This window comes from Aeromonas molluscorum 848, assembly GCF_000388115.1.
GTDB classification, from domain to species: domain Bacteria; phylum Pseudomonadota; class Gammaproteobacteria; order Enterobacterales; family Aeromonadaceae; genus Aeromonas; species Aeromonas molluscorum.
In genome coordinates this window covers 1-20,155 of the sequence record NZ_AQGQ01000066.1, presented here as the reverse complement: position 1 = coordinate 20,155, position 20,155 = coordinate 1, and the positions used below count along the sequence as shown (strand labels likewise).

Here is a 20,155-nt window from a genome sequence, read left to right as displayed (position 1 = left end):
AGCGTCGCCCAGCAGCTGCAAGGCTGGCAGAACCATCTGAGCGAGAATGCCGATATCCAGCTCTACGGCTGCCGGGTCGGCGCCGGCGACTCAGGCCAGGCCCTGGTCAGTGCCCTGGCCAAGTGGACCGGGGCCGATGTGGCTGCCTCTAGCGACGATACCGGCGCCAGCAACAAGGGAGGAGATTGGGATCTGGAGGTGCGCAGCGGCCTTATCGATCAACCGCTGGCCCTCAGCCGGGAAGCCGTGCAAGGTTTCGACAGCCTGCTCGCCAACGCCAGTCCCGAGACCAGCCTGCCAACGGGCAGCGGCACTGTTCTGCTGGGTGATACCTTCGAGTTCACGGTGAATCTGAGCAATGGTTCCAGCCAGATTGGCTATGCCCCCTATGTGGATCTCTACCTGCCCAGCACGGGCAAGGATGGCGACGATGGCATCAGCTTCGTCAAGGCAACCTATCTGGATCAGACCCTGAAGTTCCATCAGGTCGTCTTCGACGCTTCCGGCAACGCAGCCCACCCGCTCGCGGTCGACAGCAATGGCAACCCGCTCATCATCAGGGCGGCCGATGTCGGGCTCAGGGCCGGGGATACCATGATAGTGCTGGAGATCCCCTTTGGCAGCCTGAGCCAGGGCCAGCCGGACATTGCCATCGAGGTCACGGCGCGGCTGAGCAATCTGGCCGACACCAGCTACTCCAATGGCTCGCCGAGCCTCATCATAGGCACCCGCAGCGGCTTCCAGTACGGCAATGACTCCCTCAACAACCCCCAGAGCGACCCCAGCCTGGTCGAGAGCAGCATCCACAACTTTGTGGTCAACCCGACGGTAATCAGCTTCGAACAAAGCCTGGACATGCGGGAAGGGGAGACGGCCACCGGCCCCAACTTCGGTCATACCCTGACCCTGACCGCCATTCCGGCCGACGGCCAACCTTTGAGCAATGTGGTCATCACCCAGACCCTGCCAGCCAATATGCAGGTGACCGCCATCATCCCCGGTGCCAACGGCACCCTGACCTCCATCACCCTCTCCGATGGCCGTGTCATCACCAATCCAACCTTGATGAATGAGGCCATCAATAGTGACAGCCTCTTCATCAGCGCCTTCACGGTCGAATACAGCACCCTGACCAGCGCCACCGATACCCTGGTCAAGTTTTACGTGCCCGATGCCGATGCCAACGGCCAGCAGGTGATAGATCCCAACAGCGGCGATGCGGTACAGATAGTCATCGATGCCCCGACTGCCAGCGGCGAATGGGTTCCCCTCGACCCCAGGGATCTGACGGCACCGGCCACCAGCATAGATTTCGCAGGCCAGGGCGACATAGTCACCTTCACCGCCCGATCCATCGCCCTGCAAAAAGATGTCACCCTGAGCGTCGATGGCGGCAAGGCGGGTATCAGCCCGGGGGATACCCTGGATTACAGCGTCAAGATGGCGCTGTCTGACTACTTTGCCTTCGGAAAAACTATCTTTGGCGAGGGTCAGTTTGTCGTGACCGACACCCTGAGCGATGGTCAGACGCTGACCGACTTTCCGACGCTGACCCTGACCCGCAACGGGGTCAGTGAAACCATCGCGCTGGTCTACAGCCAGACCCTCAATGCCGATGGCACCACCAGCATCACCTTCGACATAGGCCAGTCCCTGGCCAACGCCTTCCCGCTGATGAGCTGGCTGGCTGGCGATCTCGCCTTTGACACTGACCAGCAGGGCGCCACGCTGGCACTGTTGAGCTATAGCGCCCTGATCAGCCAAAGCTATACCCCCCCGGCCGGAAACCCCCAAAGCGAGATCAATGAGGGCGACGTAATTGGCAACAGTGCCAGCGTCACCGCCACCATAGTAGAGAGCAATGTCAACCTGACCGGTGGTAGCGAGTCTGACAGCTCCCAGACCACCACCCGTATCCCCACCAGCCAGGTCGCCATCGACCTCACCGATATCAATGGCGGCGGTCATCCGGGGGGCGCCGTCGAACTTCATCCCGGCGATGATGTCACCTTCCAGCTCAGTTACGATCTGGTCACCGGGGATTATGAGCAGTTCAAACTCACCGTTTATCTGCCCCTGCCACTGTTCGATGTCAGCGGGATCAACTGGACGGAAGGCACAGGCGCCGGTCAGTGGCACTTCGGCAGTGGTGATACCAACCTGGGCAACATCGTCAGTGTCACCAATGGCCCGGGCAACTCCCTCATCTTCGACTTTGGCAACTATGCCACCAGCGACCTGAACGGCAGCCGTATCGAGATAGCCTTTACCCTGACGGTCGGCGATCAACCCTTCGCCGATCAGCGCGCACTCGATGTGCTTGCCCAGTCAAGCCAGGTCACCACCCTGGACAAGACTCAGCTCAGCAGCTCGGATGTCACCGTCATCACCTCCGTCGCCGAACCGGATCTCGCCATCGGCCACGGCGTCGTCTCTTCCAGCAACGGCACAGTCTCCGGTGCCACTGGCGCCTGGAATCCCCCCGGCTCTGGCGGCATGCCTTTCACTGCCCCAGTGACCGATATCAGCGCGGTGAATGGCGATGTCACCGACATAGACGGCGCTGATGCCCTGCGCCTGTCCACCGCCATCGAGAACCGCGGCGGTGGTGGCGCCTTCGATGTGGTCACCAGCATCAATTTGCCCAGCGGCCTCTCCTTCGTGAATGGCTCCCTGGCCGATGCCAACCTGACGATTTATCGCGGCGATGGCACCTTGCTGGTGCTGGGCACCGATTACCAGGTCAGCGGCAATACCATCAGCTTCCTCGATGCGGGGGGCCAAGCCACTCTGCTGGCAGGACGGGATGGTTCAGACGCCGACGTGCTTGGCAGCAACCTCGTCATCATCACTTACGATGTGCAGGTCGCCGATGACATCAAGGCCAGCAGCACCCTGGAAACCAGCGCCGTGCTCAGCAACTACGCCAGCATAGATAACGGCAACGATTTTACCCCCACGGACTTGACCGACACGGCGGGCCAGCAGATCGCCGCCCCCACCCTCACCATCGACTTCACCGGTGGCGATGCGGGCAACGCCTCCAGCGCCGGTCACACCTCGGGTGCCAATCTGGTGATCGGCGAGAGCATGGGTTACGACATAGTGGTGAAACTGCCGGAGGGGAGCACCCAGCAGCTCAGCATCGACGACCTCATTCCCCCCGGCTTCAAGCTCGATACCAGCTACAACGGGGGCAAGGGATACGAACTCATCACCACCGGATTTGGCGGTTCGGTGAGCGACCCCACCTTGAGCGGATCCGGACTGGGCACCAATGACGCCGATGCCCGGTTCAGCTTCACCGTCAGCAGCGCCGATGCCGACAACAACGAAGATAACAACAGCTTCACCATCCGGGTGCGCCTCATCGCCGATAACGTCGCTAGCAACCAGGATGGCGTCACGCTCAGCAATGGCGCCGTCCTGCACTACCAGGATCCCGATGGTGATGTGGCGGGAGGCAGCGCCCAACTGCGTGATGTCACTGCGACCCCGGCCCCCAATGCCATCATTCAGGAGCCCAGGCTCACCATCAGCCAGGATCTGGTGAACCCTCCTCCCGAATACGGTTTCGAACAAGGGGATCTCGTCACAGTACAGATAGTGGTAGACAACAGCGGCCCGCTGGATGCCTTCGACATTCGGTTTACCGATAATCTGCCCGAGCAACTGAACAACTACACGCTGCTCTCCGTCTTCTATGACGGCATCGATGTCACAAGCCAGTTCGAGATAGTGAATAACGTGCTGCAGACCAAGGCGGATGCCGATCTGGATATCGCGGTTGGCAAGCAGCTGGTTGTGAACGTCAGCGGCGTGGTGTTGGCCACCGCCACCGATTTTGCCCAGATCAACAACCAGGCCGAGGTGCAGTGGACCAGCCTGGACGGCAGCGTCGGCACCAGTGCAGACCCAACTGGCGAGCGGACCGGCGCCGATGGTGTGCCGGGCAACGGCATCCTCAATGACTATCGCGCCGTCAGCCAGGGGTTGATCCCCATCGCCAGCGGCATCCTCATCTCCCGGGTGGGCGGGGTGACCGAAACCGGCGGTGGCGCCACGGATGCCATCAATGAGCAGGTGACGGTGGGCGAGATCATCCGCTACAAAGTGGTTGCCCTGATCCCGGAGGGGAACAACGACAACTATGAACTGCGCATAAGCCTGCCCAAGGGACTCAGTTTCCTCGACAAGGATCAGGTACGTCTGGCCTTCATCTCCAATGGCGGGGGGCTCAGCAGCAGCCTGGACGGCAGCGCTATCACCAACGCCGACGTGATTGGCAATGGCAGCAGCAGCGAAGCCCAAGCCATCTCCCCCACCCTGGCCAGCGAGCTGCAAGGCATGCTGGACGCCGGTCAGATCGAGATAGTGACCGATGCCGATGGCAATCAGACCATCATCTTCCGCCTGGGCGACATCAGCAACCTGGACTCGGACAGTGACCTTGAAGGGATCGCCATCGAGTTCAACGTACGGGTTGATAACATACTGAGCAATCAGGCTGGCACTCAGCTCGGCGTCATCGCCAAGGACTATGTGGGCGCTGATGCCAACAACCTGACCCAGCGCGGCACCAGCCAGACTATCTATCAGGACATCATCGAACCTGCCTTGGGTAGCCTGGACAAGACGGTGGTTGGCTTTAATGCCAATCCGGGCAGCAACACTGGCAGTGCCAGCGTCCAGATAAGCTTCGAGCAAACTGGCACCATGACGGCCTTTGAGCCGCGCCTGACCGATGGCTTCCCCGGCGGCGGCAACTATGCTCTCACCAGCCTGACCATAGTGCAGGACGGCATCACTTATACCTATGACAGCGGTGACAGCGGCAATAACTTTGGCCTGCCTCCCGGCGTCAGCATCACAGTCACCCAAGGGGGCAGTTTCGCCGTCGATTTCTCCCAGCTGGATCCGGGCGCCAAGGTGACCCTGGTCTATCAGGTTGATTTGCCCAACGACACCACCATTGCCGGCACCGATGCCACCTTGACCTGGTCCAGCCTGCCGGAAGATTTCACCAGCTGGGGTGGCTCAAGCGTCGGGACGGATGGGGATGTCGGTGGCGAACGCACCGGCCAGGATGGCGCAGGCAATACGCTCAACAACTATGTGCTCACCAGCGCGGCGGGCCTTGGTATCATCAGCGGCACCCTCTGGAACGACACCGCCAGCGCGGACAGTGATGCCAGCCCCGATGGCCCGGGACTTGCCAACCAGGAGGTGACCCTGGTCTGGGGCGGGCTGGATGGCGATCTCGCCACCACGGGGGACAACCAGAGCTTCACCACCACCACGGATGGCAACGGCCGCTTCTCCTTCGGCATCCTGCCCTCCGGTGTCTACCGCCTCGACGGCCCGGCGGGCAGCACCATCACGGACGCCAGCGCCGGTACACTGCAGGTACGCATCGACAGCGATGGCGGGGCACTGGGTCAGATTGGCATCACACTCACCGAGTCGGGGATAGATGCGGGCCAGTATGAAGAGGGTGCCAACATCGGCTATGTGGAACTCAATGACGCCCCCACGCTGGGCAACCCCAACCCGAGCCAGACCGTGGATGAGGATCTGGATCTCAACATCATCGGTCTGTCGGTTGCCGACATAGACGCGGGCAGCGGCGACCTCACCCTCACCCTGACGGTGGGCCATGGGGTGCTCTCCCTGGGCAGTACCACCGGCCTTGACGTCGTCAGCAACAACGGCGGCGGTCAGCTGGTGCTGACCGGCAGCCTGGCTGACCTCAACGCCGCCCTGCTGACCCTCAACTACCGTGGCAATCAGGATTACAACGGCAGCGATACCCTCTCGGTGCTGATCAATGACAACGGCCAGTTTGGGGACTCGCTCGATGGCGATGGTATCCCCGGCAACGCCGAGGATGCCCTGACCGCGACCACCAATATTCTGATCACCATCAACCCGGTCAACGATGCCCCCATTGCCAACAACGACAGTGCCACCGCCGTCGAAGCCGGTGGCACGGCCAACAACCTGCCCGGCAATGATCCCCAAGGCAACTTGCTGAACAACGACACCGACGTGGATATCGCCACCAATGGCGACAGTCTGCACCTTGGCCTGGTCAGCAGCGTGAATACCGGTAACAGCGCCACTCCTGACTCGGCCGATACCCCCGTCACGGTGGCAGGGAAATACGGCACCCTCTATCTGCTGCAAGATGGCGGTTATCGCTATGTGGTCGATAACAGCAATGCCGAGGTGGAAGCGCTGCGACTCAGTAGTGACACCCTGACCGAACAGTTCGATTACCAACTGCTGGATCTGGCCGGTGCCAACAGCCAGGCCAGTCTCATCATCACCATCCAGGGCGCCAACGACGCCCCCGTGGCGAGCGATGACGGAGGCAGCGCCACCGAGCAAGGGGTCGGCCAGGCAGGCACGGACGCCATCGGCAATGTGCTGGGCAACGACTCAGACATAGATAACGGCGATGGCAAGCATGTCAGCAAGGTGGCGCTGGGGCCGGTCACGGATCTGAGCCAGATAGTGGATGTGCCCACCGCCAGCACCAGTGCCAATGGCGCCGTGATCGTCGGCCTGTACGGCACCCTGACCCTGGGAGCTGACGGCAGTTATCGCTACGTGATCGACAATGGCAACGCCACCGTCCAGGCCCTGCGCCAGGGAGACACCCTCACCGAGACCTTCAGCTACCGGGTCACGGATCTTGGCAACTTCAACGACATCGCCGCCCTGGTGATCACCATCAATGGCAGCAACGATGCCCCCGTGGCCATGGATGATGTGGGTACGGCCCTCGAAGCTGGCGGCGTCAACAACGCCACGCCAGGCAGTGATGCCACGGGTAACGTACTCGACAACGACAGCGATCCCGATTCGGCCAACCTCAACGAGACGAAAACTGTCAATGACGTACGGACCGGCACCACCGCGAGCAGCGGCACTGCCGGTTCGCTGGGCAGCCCGCTCAGAGGCACTTATGGCTCGCTGACCCTCAACAGCGACGGCAGCTACCGCTACGTGGTCGATAACGACCTCCCGGCGGTGCAGGCCCTGCGCCTGTCTGGCAATACCCTGACCGACAGCTTCACCTACACCATGATTGATGCCGCTGGCGCCACCAGTTCAGCCAACATCACCATCACCATTCAAGGGGCCAACGATGCCCCCACCGCCGGCGCCGATGTCGGCACCGCCAGCGAGGCCGGGGGCCTCAACAACACCACCCCGGGCACAGATGCCACCGGCAACGTGCTCAGCTACGACACGGATCCGGATCGCAACGGTGAGCAACTCACCGTTACCGGGGTCAGTATTGGCAGCAATAGTGCGACCCCAGGCACCGCGCTGGTGGGCCAGTATGGCACCCTGACTCTCAATGTGGATGGCAGTTATCGCTATGTGCTCGACAACAACAACGCGACCGTGCAGCAGCTCTTGCCCGGAGATACCCTCACCGAACTCTTCGACTATCAGATAACGGATCTGGGTGGACTGACCAGCGCCTCCACCCTGACTATCACCATCCAGGGTCGCAATGACACACCGGTGGCAGTCAATGATACCGGCACAGCCGTCGAAGCGGGCGGCACCGACAACACCACCCCAGGCAGTGATGCCACGGGTAACGTACTCGACAACGACAGCGATCCCGACTCGGCCAACCTGGCTGAAAGCAAAACCATCAGCGAAGTACGGACCGGCGCCACCACTGGCAGCGGCACAGCGGGCACTATTGGTAGCCAGCTCAGAGGCACTTATGGCTGGCTGACCCTCAACAGCGACGGCAGCTACCGCTACGTGGTCGACAACGACCTCCCGGCGGTGCAGGCCCTGCGTCTGTCTGGCAATACCCTGACCGATGCGTTCAACTACACCATGGTGGATGCCGCAGGCGCAAGCAGCCAGGCCAGCCTCACCATCACCATTGAGGGTGCCAACGATGCGCCCACCGCCATCGCCGATATAGCAACCGCCATCGAAGCGAGTGGTGTCGGCAACAATATTGCGGGTACAAACCCCACTGGCGACGTCCTCCTCAACGACACGGATCCGGATCGCTACGGTGAGCAACCCACCGTCACCGGCGTCAGTTTCACTGGCAACAACGCCGCCCCCGGCACAGCCCTCAACGGGCTCTATGGCACCCTCACCCTCAACGCGGATGGCAGTTACAGCTATGTACTCGACAACAACAATGCCGACGTCCAAAAATTGCTGCCAGGGGAAACGCTCCGCGAGGTGTTCGACTATCAGATGAGGGATCTGGCTGGCTTGGTCAGCGCGTCTACCCTGACCATCACCATTCAGGGTCGCAATGACACACCGGTGGCAGTCAATGATACCGGCACAGCCGTCGAGGCGGGGGGCGTCAACAACAGCAACCCGGGCAGCAATGCCACCGGCAATGTGCTGAGCAACGATACTGATCCCGATTCGGCCAACGTCAACGAGACGAAGACCGTCAATGCCGTCCGTACCGGCACCACTGCGAGCAGCGGCACCGCCGGTTTGCTGGGCAGCCCGCTCAGAGGCACTTATGGCTGGCTGACCCTCAATGCCAATGGCAGCTACAGCTATGTTGTCGACAACAGTCTGGCTGCGGTGCAGGCCCTGCGTACCAGTGCCGATGTTCTGACTGACAGCTTCAGTTACAGCATGGGTGATGCCAACGGGGCCACCAGCTCGGCCAACCTCGTCATTCGAATCGAAGGAGCCAATGACGCCCCCGTCGCCAAGGACAACAATGGCATTGCCGTGGCCGACAACGGCGCCGGAAACGTCAGAAACCCCAGCGGCAACCTGCTCACCAATGACAGTGATGTCGACCGTGGTGATCGCCTGACCCTGACGGCAGGCCGTACCGGTGAAGAGCTGGCCGGTGGCAGCCTGGCCCCCGTCACTCCAGGATCCCCTCTGGTCTTGACCGGCCAGTACGGTACCCTGACGCTCTACCTCGACGGCAACTACCAATATGTGCTGGATATCAACAATGCCGATGTGCAAGGCCTGGGCCCCCTGCAGACCCTGAGAGACAACTTCACCTATCAGGCACAGGATCTCGCTGGCGGCGTCGACTTGGCACAGCTCACGATCACCATTCGAGGCCGTAACGATGCCCCCGAGGCCAATCCGGATCAGGCCCAGGTGATCGAGGCGGGCGGGCTCAACAACGGCAAGCCGGGCCTGGATCCCAGCGGCAATGTGCTCGGCAACGACACGGATCTGGAAGGAGATACCCTGACGGTGACTGGCGTGCAGAACGCCGATGGTCAGGGGGCCAGCCTTGGCACTGTGCTTCGTGGCCGTTATGGGGATCTGGTCATGAATGCCGATGGCAGTTGGCACTACACCCTGGATAACACCCTGGCCGACGTGCAGGCACTGCGGGGCCCCAATCAGACTCTGACCGAGGTGTTCGATTATCAGATCCAGGATGTGTGGGGCGTCGGCAGCGCCAGCACCCTGACCCTCACTATTCGCGGCAGCAACGATACCCCTATCGCCGTCGATGACCAGGCCACCGCCATTGAAGCGGGCGGCGTGAACAACGCGGGCGCAGGTCTGGACCCGAGCGGTAACGTGTTGGACAACGACACCGACGTCGACAGCCAGGCCAATGGCGAGACCAAGACGGTGCTCACCGTCAGCACGGCCAGCGGCACCCGCGTGAATGCGGGCCAGACCCTGCAAGGGCGCTATGGCCAGCTCATTCTCAATAGCGACGGCAGCTATCGTTATCTGGTCGACAATGACAATCCTGAGGTCGAGGCACTGCGCTCGGCCAGTCAGACCCTCACCGAGGTGTTCAGCTACCAGATGCGCGATCAGGCAGGCGCCTTCTCCGAAGCACGCCTGACTCTGGTCATTCAGGGAGCCAACGACAACCCCGTGGCCCGGGATGACAGCGCGGTCGCAAACGATCAAGTCCAGCCGCCCCACACCTCGGGCAATGTGCTGTCCAACGACGGCGATGTCGACGCCAATGATCCCCTGCAGGTCACGGCGGTACGCAGTGGCAGCGAGAACGGCAGCGGCCAGGCAGGCCAGCTCGGTCAGCCTCTGGCAGGCCGTTATGGCTGGCTCACCCTCAATGGGGATGGCAGCTACAGCTACACCATCGATCTGACCAACAAAGAGGTATTGGCGGCCGCGGGCCTGGGGCAGGTACTGCAGGATGTGTTCACCTACACCCTGGGGGATGGCAGCAATGCCACCGACTTGGCCCAGTTGACCATCAATCTCGATATCTCGGCCCCCTATGTACCGCCTCCCGAGAAAGGCGGGGTTGGCCCCCATCAGCTCGACAGGCAGATAGACACTGCGCAGCAGACGGGGCTACCCGATGTCACTCCGGCCATCTTCATCACCCCTGTGGTGCAGCGGGTCGGGCTGGGACTCGATGCCAGCGGCGATCGCTCCGATGGCAGCCAGCTCTTCTTCGGTATGCCCCAGGAGATCCACAGCCAGAGCATAGGCCATGGCCTGGGCCAGATTGAGGGCACCTTCGTCAGCCAGAGCGTACTGGAAAGTGCCATGGCACAGGAGCTGGATCTGGCCAGCTTCCTCGGCCGCCATGGCCGGGTCGATCTCAATGCCGATGGGTTGCTCAGCGACGAATCCCTGTTTGCCCTGACACCACAAGATATGAAGGCCCCCTCGTCCCAGGGCGAGCGGCCGACCAAAGCCAACAGCTTTACTCGACAATTACAAGATGCCGCAGGGCGTCCCGCCGCACCCAAAGGGGATAATCAACCCTTTGTGACCAAATCAGGCGTTTGATTCTAAGGACAGATGATGCCAAGACACGCTCTTCGACCACTTACTCTCGCATCCACCTTGCTGCTGGGCGCCTGCAGCGCCCTGCCGCCCGAGGTTTACACCCCGCAGGACAAGCAGGAGAGGATCCGTCAGGATCGCAAGCTCATGTATGGCCAGCAGGAGCCCGTCACCCATCCCATCACCTTCTATGAGGCGGCGGCCCGGGCGCTCAAGTACAACCTCGACTATCGCCTCAAGCTGATGGAAGGGGCACTGGCCTCAAACCTGCACGACCTCTCCAGCTACGAGATGCTGCCCCGCGTAGTCGCCTCGGCCGGTTATGCCAGCCGCAGCAACGACTCCGGCGGCACCTCTATCGGTATTGAAGACAGGGAAGAGAGTCTGCGGGCCTCGACCTCCCAGGAGCGTTACCGCGACCTGAGCGGTCTTGGCTTGAGCTGGAGCCTGCTCGATTTTGGCGTGGCCTACTACCGCAGTCAGCAGAAGGGCGATCAGGTGATGATGGCGGAAGAGCGCCGCCGCAAGGTCTCCCAAAACGTGTTGCAGGATGTGCGCAGCGCCTACTGGCGCGCCCTCGGTGCCCAGCGGCTGTTGCCTCAGGTCGACAAGCTGATGGCTCGCACCCAGATGGCGCTCGATTCCGCCCGTCAGGCCGAAACCCAGGGGTTGCTGCCTCGTCAGGAAGCCCTTGCCTATCAACGCGCGCTGATCGACTCAGTCTCCCTGCTCAACCAGCGGCGCCAGGATCTGGAGTTCGCCCGTGCCGAGCTATCCGCCCTCATGTCCCTGCCCCCCGGCAGCGAGATGGTGTTGGCCGATGAGCCAGAGCCCAATCTGCCGGTCCTGACTCAGCGAGTCGACAGCCTGGAGCAGATGGCACTGGAGAACCGCCCAGAGATCATGGAGGAGTGGTACCGCAAGCGCGCCAACCTGCAAGACATCAAGATTGCCAAGGCGGAGCTTTGGCCCAATGTCGGCCTGAACTGGGGTTATAACTACGACTCCAACAAGTATCTCTACAACAATCACTGGTCCGAAGCGGGTCTGCAGGTCTCCCTCAACTTGCTCAAATTCCTGCAACTGCCTGCTATCTGGAGCCTGGAAGAGTCCCAGGAAGCCACCGATGACGCCCGTCGGGTCGCCCTCTCCATGGCAGTGCTGACCCAGGTCAGGGTCGGGGTGCTGCGCTACAACCTGGCCTCCCAGGAGGTCGCCTTCGCCAACGAGAGTCTGCGGGTCGACGAAAGCCTGCTCAGTTATGCCAAAGCCGCCAACACCAGCAGCCAGGGCTCCGAACTCGAGGTGATCCGGGCCGAAGGCCGTTACCTGCTGTCGCGCTATCAGCGCGAGGCGGCATACTCCCAGGCTCAAGCGGCATGGGGACGGCTCTATAACTCGGTCGGCCTGGATGTGCAGCCCGACGAAATCGCCCAGAACGACATCAAGACCCTGTCTCATGCCATCGAAGTGACCATGAAGCGCCAGGCCAGAAAGGAGCTGATTGGAACCAACAGAGGGGTTCCTTATGCCCTTGCACGCTAAGCCCGGGCGCCCATTCGGGCCCTGGCTGTGGTTGGCGTTCATGCTGCCCCTGACCGCACAAGCCGAGAGCCCCCTCCCGGTCAGTGCCGCCATCCCCAACCTGGGCGCGGCCCAGGACGATCCCAATGCGATCCGCATCCTGCTCGCCGCCGAGTTGGAGGCGACCCTCTCCAGCCAGATGAGCGGCACCCTGGGTGAACTTCAGGGCAGACTCGGTCAAACGGTGAAGAAGGGGGCCACGCTGGCTCGGTTCGACTGCCGGGAAGGGGAAGCTCAGGCCAGAGTCGCCCGCGCTGAATTGCAGATGGCACGCCAGGATCTCAGTGCGAAGAGGAGCCTGCGCAAGCTTGATGCCGTTGGCGATCTCGAAGTGGCCATCGCCTCGACCGGGGTGCAGCGCGCCGAAGGGGCCGATGCCCTGGCCCGTGCCCGCAGCAGCTATTGTGACGTCAAGGCCCCCTTTGCTGGCCGCATCGCCCAGGTGCAGGCCAAACCCTATCAGACCATGAGTGCCGGCACCCCGCTGTTCGACCTGGTCAGTGATGGCCCGCTCAAGGTGCGGCTCAACGTGCCTTCCCGTCTGCTGCCAACGCTCAAGGAGGGTCAGCCCCTCGAGGTCAATGTGCTCGAAACGGGCAAGGCCTACCCGGCCAAGGTGAGCCGGATCAATGCCAGGGTTGATGCCGTGGCCCAGACGGTCGAGCTGGAGGCCAGATTGGAGGCATCTTATCCCGAGCTGGTCGCTGGCATGAGTGGCGTCGCCCGCCTGACCCAATGACGGAACGGCTCCCCTCCCCCCAGCTGCTGCTGGCCCTGACCGCGCTGCGGGACAGGGCCATGGCGGCCACCAGCCTCAACGCCCTCGCCTTCTCCATGGCCAACGACCTCTATCAGTTGTTGCCCTTCCATCAGGCGCTGGTATTCGCCCACCACGGTCAGGCCCAGGAGCTGCTCTGCGTCTCCGGTTTGGCCCGCCCGAGCGAGGACTCCCCCTACCTTATCTGGCTGGAGCAGGCGAGCCGCTGGCTCAATGAGCAGACGGTCGGCCAGGAACCTTGCTGGCTGGCGCGGGAGGCGCTAGACCTGCCTGAATCGCTGGTCGACGGCTGGAGTGAATGGTGGCCGGACGGCGTCTTGTGCATCCCCATCCAGCAGCCAGAGGGGGGCAGGCTCGGCCTGGTCTGCCTGCTGCTGGAAGCGGAGCCACCCGCGGCTCTGCTGACCCTGATGCAGGGGGTCTGGCAGACCTGGGCCTACTGCTGGCATAGCCTGACCCACCAGCCACGGCTGCTGGGCTGGCGACCGAGTCGACGCCAATTGCTGCTGGTCGCCCTGGTGGCCGGGCTCATGCTGCTCATCCCGGTGCGCCAAAGCGCCTTGGCCCCAGCCGAGATAGTGTCGCGCCAGAGCCAGGTGATCAGCAGCCCGCTGGCGGGGGTCATCGCCGAGGTGGAGGTGCGCCCCAATCAGGCGGTCAGTGCCGGTACGCCGCTGTTTCGCCTCGATGAGACGACCCTTCGCAACCGTGCGGAAGTGTTGACCCAGGAGGTCGCGGTCGCCGACGCCGAGCTGCTCGCCGCCAGCCAGCGGGCCTTTGACAACCCCCAGAGTCGGCGGGAGTTGACCCTGCTCAGCGGCCGCGCCCAACAGAAGCGAGCCGAACTCAATGGCGTCCAGTTGCAACTGGGCCGCAGCCAGGTGCTGGCCCCCGCCGCAGGGGTCGCCGTATTCAGCGATGCCAATGACTGGCTCGGCAAGCCGGTGGTGACCGGGGAGCGCATCATGCAGCTGGCGGATCCCGCCCGCCCCGCCATGCGCATCCAATTGCCGGTGGCCGATGCCATCGCCCTTGAGCCCGGCGCCGAAGTGGCCCTCTTCCTCACTGCCTACCCCTTGCAGCCCCTGCGCGGCAAAATATTGGAGACCAGCTATCAGGCACAGACCAACGCCGAGGGTGTGGTTGCCTATCGCCTGCTGGCCAGCATAGAAGAGGCCCCTGATCACGCGCGGCTTGGCCTGCACGGCACCGCCAAACTCTATGGTGAACGGGTACTGCTTGGCTACTATCTGCTGCGTCGCCCCCTGGCCGCCCTGCGCGCCTGGAGCGGGCTCTGATGCTGGACCCCGCCGACTTCCCCCTGCCAGCCCTGCGTGACGACCTGCAGCTTTGCCCGACTGGCCGCAACCCGGATGGGGAACCGGCCTGGCTCATCCAGGACAAGGTGGTCAATCGCTTCTACCGCATCGGCTGGTTTGAGTTCGAGTGCCTGGTGCGCTGGGCCGGACAGACCCCGCGCCGCTTGCAACAGGCCATCGCCGCCGAGACGGCCCTCCACCCGGAGGTGGAGCAGATATTGGGGTTCTGTCAATTTCTCGAACGTCACCAACTGCTGCGTCCCAGCCCTCAGGCCGTGGAGCGACTGCGCCAGGCGAGCGAGGGCAAGGCCTGGCTCACCGGCCGCTGGTGGCTGCACCATTACCTCTTCTTCCGGGTGCCGTTGCTGCGTCCCCAAGCCCGGCTGCAAGCACTGGTGAACCGGCTCGGCTGGCTGTTTCACCCCCTCACTGGCTGGGTTGTACTCGGGGCCAGCCTGCTCGGCATACTCCTGGTACTGCAACAGTGGGATCAATTCACTCATGCGGTGGTGGAGTCCTTCTCCCTCGATGGGCTGTTCAGCTTCGCCCTCGCCCTCGCTCTGGCCAAGACGCTGCATGAGATGGGCCACGCCCTGGTGGCGACACGCCAGGGGGTCAGGGTCGCTCACATGGGGATCGCCTTCGTGGTGCTCTGGCCCATGCTCTATACCGACACCAGCGAGAGCTGGAAGCTAGCGCACTCCCGCCAGCGGCTCGCCATCGCCAGTGCCGGCATATTGACCGAACTGGCCCTGGCCGGGCTGGCCACCCTGGGCTGGGCCCTGTGCGCAGACGGGGCACTGCGCAACGGCCTGCTCTATCTCGCCACCACCAGCTGGATACTGTCGTTGGCCCTCAACGCCAGCCCCTTCATGCGCTTCGATGGTTATTTCATCCTCTCGGATCTGCTCAACTTCCCGAACTTGCATGAACGCGCCTCTGCCCTGGCCCGGGTCGCCATGCGCCGTCGCCTGCTCGGTCTGATGGAGCCCTGGCCCGAACCCTTCCCGGCATCCAAGCGTCGCCTGCTGATCACTTTCGCCGTGGCGACCTGGTTCTACCGACTGGTGCTCTTTCTCGGTATCGCCGTCGCCGTCTATTTACTCTTCTTCAAGCTGTTGGGGATCCTCTTGTTCTGCGTCGAAATCAGCTGGTTCATCCTCCTGCCCGTCTGGCGGGAGCTCAAGCACTGGTGGCAGGAGCGGGCCAAGGTCGCCCGGCCCCGCCGACTCTGGCTCGGTCTCTCTCTGCTCACCCTGCTCACCCTGCTGGCCCTGCCCTGGCACAGCGAAATCAACGGCAGCGGCGTGGCCCGCGCCGAGCGGCAACTGCCGGTATTTACCCCCTTCCCCGCCAGACTGGACGCCTTGCGCCCCATTGGCCCGGTCAAGGCAGGCGAGCCGCTGCTGCAACTGGTGGATCCGGATTTGGCCTGGAAGGTACGAAGCAATGAACAGAACATACAGAGCTACGGCGCTCGCCTGGGCGGCATGGTGGATGATCCCCAGGGTCTCAATGAACAAACGGCGACGAGAGAGCGGCTGCGGGTGCAATACCGGGAGGCAAGTGCTACCCGCGCCGAGATAGCAAGGCTCAAGCTGCAAGCGCCCTTCGATGGCCTCTGGCTGGATGTGGATCCCGAATGGCAGCCGGGTCAGTGGCTCAATAGCGAGCAAGCGGTCGGCATACTGGTCGATCCCAGCAGCTGGCAGCTCGATGCGTATGTGGCGGCCGACGATGTTGCTCGCCTGCAACTGGGCAGTCAGGTTCGCTTCTACCCGGACGGCGTCCTCGCCCCCCTGTCCGGCACCCTGGTCGACATAGCCCCGACCCGGGCCGGCAAGCTCAAGTACCCCATGCTCAGCTCCCGCTTTGGTGGCCCCATCGCCACCAGCAACCAGGGGCAGGATCTGGTGCCGACCCACACCTTGTTCCTGGTGCGCATCCAGCTCGGGCAGGCTCCCGCCAGCTTGCGCGAGACCCGGGGCAAGGTCGTGCTGAGCGGCAGCGAGCGCAGCCTGCTCGGCGAGGCGGCAACCCAGCTCGCGTCTGTCCTGCTGCGCGAGAGCGGTTTCTAAATCCTCTTTGGTAAGCCCATCAAAACACAGGCATAAAAAAACCGGCCCATAGGGCCGGTAAATACAGTTCAGGCTTTGTCAGGTGACAAACACACTCAGCGGGTGACTCGCTACTCCGCGTCCTGCGGACCTCACGAGTCTTGAATGCGTGGGTTCACTATAAGCCGCCGTGGCTTAATTGGGGCTGAATCAGAGCGCTATCCCCATGGCCTGACGCAGATAGGCGCCCGCGCCGAGCAAGCCCGGCCCCTGATGAGTGATGAGGAAGACCGGTATCTCCTTGAGATAGGGCTTGAAACGCCCCTTGTCTTCGAACGCCACCCGAAAGCCGGAGGCGAGGAAGAACGCCTGGAAACGCGGCACTATGCCACCGGCAATATAGACGCCGCCAAAGGTGCCCATGTTGAGCGCGAGGTTGCCCGCAAAACGTCCCATCAATACGCAGAACAGGCTCAGGGTGCGACGGCAATCGAGACAGGATCCCGCCAGCGCCCGTTCGGTGATGTCCTTGGGGGCCAGCTCGGCTGGCTCGCGACCATCGGATTTGACCAGACCACGGTAGAGATTCACAAGCCCGGGGCCGGAGAGGAAGCGCTCGGCCGAGACATGGCCCAGCTCACCGCGCATCACCTGCAACACGGCATCTTCTTCTTCCGTGTTGGCGGCAAAGTCAGTGTGTCCCCCCTCTCCCGGCAGACTCAGCCACTGGCCCGCGGCCTGCACCAGATGCGCGACCCCAAGGCCCGTGCCCGCCCCATAGATGGCCACCGGCTTGCCTGGCTGGGCTTGGCCGCCACCGAGCTGGATCTTGTCATCCTCACCAAGCACAGGCACCGCCATGGAGACGGCGGTGAAGTCGTTGATCACCAGCAGACGAGCCAGTCCCAGGTTGGCCTGCATCTGCTCGATGGAAAATGCCCAACTGTGGTTGGTCATGGCCACCCAGTCACCATTGACCGGGCAGGCGATGGCGATGCAAGCCTCACTCACCAGCACCTGATGTTCGGCGAGATAGAGACGGATCACCGCCTCCAGGGAGGGGTGCTCCAATCCGGAATAGGTCTTTGGCAAGGTGATGGTGCCTGAGCTCAATTCACACAAAGCAAGCCTGGCGTTGGTGCCGCCGACATCGCCAACCAGGGCATGGGTATGCTGCATAATCACTCCTTCGTTCCTTCGTTAAGGGCCCGGCAGTGCTGACACCCGAGCTTATTATTTGGCTGGGATTCTACCCGAGGCGCTCGCTGGCGAGGGGAGCCAGACACCACAAACGTGCGCGAGCTCACAGTGTTGTTGCTTTGCAACATTTGTAAGCGGTTTCAAAAGGGTTCTGGAAATTTGTAACTAAAATAACGAAATAATTAGACATGAGTCATACTTTACAGGGCTGAGATTAGTTCCGATAAGCGCTTGTCTTATATAGTCATCGGCGTAATTGGAAACCTTTTTAGCCCCCTGTTTAGTGCAAAGACACTGAAGCTAAATTACAAGAAAGCCTGGTGGTAATGATGAATACCCTCGATAAGATTACGAACAATCTGGAAAGTTTCAGTAAATCGGAGCGCAAAGTCGCCGAGGTGATCCTTGCCTCTCCCCAGACGGCCATCCACTCCAGCATCGCCGCCCTCGCCAAACTGGCCGATGTCAGTGAACCCACGGTCAACCGCTTCTGCCGTCGTCTCGACACCAAGGGTTTCCCCGACTTCAAGCTGCACCTGGCCCAGAGCCTGGCCAATGGCACTCCTTATGTGAATCGCCATGTCGAAGCCGAAGATGGCCCCGAGATTTACACCGCCAAGATCTTCGAGTCCACCATGGCCTGTCTGGATGCGGCCAAGAACAGCCTGGATATCTCCGCCATCAATCGCTGCGTCGATATCCTGACCCAATCCAAGAAGATCAGCTTCTTCGGTCTGGGCGCCTCCTCCGCCGTGGCCCGGGATGCCCAGAACAAGTTTTTCCGCTTCAACATCCCTGTGGTGAGCTTCGATGACATCGTCATGATGCGCATGAGCTGCATCAACAGCAGTGAAGGGGATGTGGTGGTGCTCATCTCCCACACGGGCCGCACCAAGGCCCTGGTCGAGATCGCCTCCCTGGCCCGCGAGAATGATGCCACCGTCATCGGCATGACGGCCAAGGACTCTCCCCTGGCACGCGAGTGTAATCTGGTGCTCTCCATGGACGTGCCAGAAGACACCGATGTCTACATGCCCATGGCCTCGCGCATTGCCCAGCTTGCCCTGGTCGACGTGCTGGCCACCGGCTTCACCCTGCGCCGTGGCATGAAATTTCGTGAAAACCTGAAGAAGGTCAAGGAAGGTCTGCGCGAATCCCGCTTTGATACACCTCACTCAGCCTGAGTTGACGGGGGCCCAGTGCCCCGATAGGTGTACCCGCCGCCATTGTGTAGTATTGTCATTTAGCAACAATATCCCCTCCGATGGCGTTTGGGCCTCTGCCCGCCAGGACAGTATTTCAAGTCATATCAACTTCAAACTGGAGTCTTTCATGCCAAGACGTACAAAAATTGTGACCACACTCGGTCCTGCTACCGACCGCGAAGGGATCCTCGAGGGGATCATCCGCGCCGGGGCAGACATGGTGCGAATGAATTTCTCTCACGGCAGTGCAGAAGACCATATCCAGCGGGCCGAGCAAGTGCGCACCATCGCCGCCAAGCTGGGCCGCCACGTCGCCATCATGGGCGATCTGCAGGGGTCCCAAGATCCGCGTGTCCACCTTCAAGGATGGCAAGGTCTACCTGGCCATCGGTGACAGCTTCATCCTGGATGCCGCGCTGGGCAAAGGTGATGGTTGCCAGGAACAAGTTGGTATCGACTACAAGAGCCTGCCCGATGATGTGGTGGCGGGAGATATACTGCTGCTCGACGACGGTCGGGTGCAGCTCAAGGTTGAGCGCGTGGAAGGTACCCGCATTCACACCACAGTGACTGTGGCGGGCCCCCTCTCCAACAACAAGGGCATCAACAAGCAAGGCGGCGGCCTCTCAGCCCCGGCCCTGACCGAGAAAGACAAAGAAGACATCAAGACCGCCGCCCGCATGAACGTGGATTACCTGGCCGTCTCCTTCCCCCGTTGTGGCGATGATCTGCGTTACGCCCGCGAACTGGCCCGCGAAGCCGGTTCCAACGCCAAGATAGTGGCCAAGGTAGAGCGCGCCGAAACCGTCGCCACCGACGAGGCGATGGAAGACATCATCCTCGGCGCCGACGCCGTCATGGTGGCCCGTGGCGATCTCGGCGTCGAGATTGGCGACCCCGAGCTGGTCGGCGTGCAGAAGAAGCTGATCCGCCACTCCCGCCGCCTCAACCGTGTGGTCATCACCGCCACCCAGATGATGGAGTCCATGATCAACGCCCCGCTGCCGACCCGGGCCGAGGTGATGGACGTGGCCAACGCCGTGCTCGATGGCACCGATGCCGTCATGCTCTCCGCCGAGACAGCAGCCGGGCAGTTCCCCATCGAGACGGTCACCTCCATGGCCAGCGTCTGCGTGGGCGCAGAGAAGCACCCCAGCATCAATGTCTCCAACCATCGCATGAGCTACACCTTCACCTCGGTGGAAGAGGCGGTGGCCATGTCGACCATGTATGCCGCCAACC

Annotated in this window: 7 protein-coding genes and 1 pseudogene; 7 read left to right on the top strand and 1 reads right to left on the bottom strand. The window is 62.1% G+C overall.

The window, feature by feature from the left end; translation table 11 throughout:
- Positions 1-15: 15 nt before the first annotated feature.
- Genes G113_RS10710 through G113_RS10690 form a run of 5 tightly spaced genes read left to right on the top strand, consistent with a single transcriptional unit; the run spans position 16 to position 16,529 of the window.
- Positions 16-10,773 carry a VCBS domain-containing protein gene (locus tag G113_RS10710; RefSeq protein ID WP_269077634.1) on the top strand — a complete coding sequence of 3,586 codons (10,758 nt, stop codon included), beginning with the start codon at positions 16-18 and terminating at the stop codon, positions 10,771-10,773.
- Between the two features lie 15 nt (positions 10,774-10,788).
- Positions 10,789-12,315 carry a TolC family protein gene (locus G113_RS10705; RefSeq protein WP_040319130.1) on the top strand — a complete coding sequence of 509 codons (1,527 nt, stop codon included), beginning with the start codon at positions 10,789-10,791 and terminating at the stop codon, positions 12,313-12,315.
- 40 nt (positions 12,316-12,355) lie between these two features.
- On the top strand, positions 12,356-13,093 hold the full coding sequence (locus tag G113_RS10700; RefSeq protein ID WP_005901213.1) for an efflux RND transporter periplasmic adaptor subunit: 738 nt from the start codon (positions 12,356-12,358) through the stop codon (positions 13,091-13,093).
- On the top strand, positions 13,090-14,430 hold the full coding sequence (locus G113_RS10695) for an efflux RND transporter periplasmic adaptor subunit (RefSeq protein ID WP_005901211.1): 1,341 nt from the start codon (positions 13,090-13,092) through the stop codon (positions 14,428-14,430). Before G113_RS10700 ends, G113_RS10695 begins: the two co-directional genes overlap by 4 nt.
- Positions 14,430-16,529, top strand: coding sequence for an HlyD family efflux transporter periplasmic adaptor subunit (locus G113_RS10690; RefSeq protein ID WP_005901210.1), 2,100 nt, complete (start codon positions 14,430-14,432; stop codon positions 16,527-16,529). The genes G113_RS10695 and G113_RS10690 overlap by 1 nt, the downstream gene beginning before the upstream one ends.
- A gap of 189 nt (positions 16,530-16,718) precedes the next feature.
- Here G113_RS10690 and glk read toward each other — a convergent pair whose 3' ends face one another.
- A complete protein-coding gene (gene glk, locus G113_RS10685; RefSeq protein WP_005901208.1) occupies positions 16,719-17,687 on the bottom strand; it encodes a glucokinase in 969 nt (322 codons plus the stop codon).
- 350 nt (positions 17,688-18,037) lie between these two features.
- Between glk and G113_RS10680 the strand changes: the two genes are divergently transcribed.
- Together G113_RS10680 and pyk are read left to right on the top strand one after the other, a co-directional pair.
- Positions 18,038-18,892, top strand: a complete 855-nt coding sequence (locus G113_RS10680) for a MurR/RpiR family transcriptional regulator (RefSeq protein ID WP_169510552.1) — start codon at positions 18,038-18,040, stop codon at positions 18,890-18,892.
- A 148-nt stretch (positions 18,893-19,040) separates the two neighbouring features.
- Positions 19,041-20,155, top strand: a pseudogene (gene pyk / locus G113_RS10675) (pyruvate kinase); the annotation flags it as partial.

What these genes read in the sequence shown, in the direction of transcription:
- G113_RS10700 (WP_005901213.1), top strand. Translation starts at nt 12,356, where the DNA reads ATGCTGCCCCTGACCGCACAAGCCGAGAGCCCCCTCCCGGTCAGTGCC.
- G113_RS10695 (WP_005901211.1), top strand. Translation starts at nt 13,090, where the DNA reads ATGACGGAACGGCTCCCCTCCCCCCAGCTGCTGCTGGCCCTGACCGCG.
- glk (WP_005901208.1), bottom strand. Translation starts at nt 17,687, where the DNA reads ATGCAGCATACCCATGCCCTGGTTGGCGATGTCGGCGGCACCAACGCC.
- G113_RS10680 (WP_169510552.1), top strand. Translation starts at nt 18,038, where the DNA reads ATGAATACCCTCGATAAGATTACGAACAATCTGGAAAGTTTCAGTAAA.
- G113_RS10690 (WP_005901210.1), top strand. Translation starts at nt 14,430, where the DNA reads ATGCTGGACCCCGCCGACTTCCCCCTGCCAGCCCTGCGTGACGACCTG.
- G113_RS10705 (WP_040319130.1), top strand. Translation starts at nt 10,789, where the DNA reads ATGCCAAGACACGCTCTTCGACCACTTACTCTCGCATCCACCTTGCTG.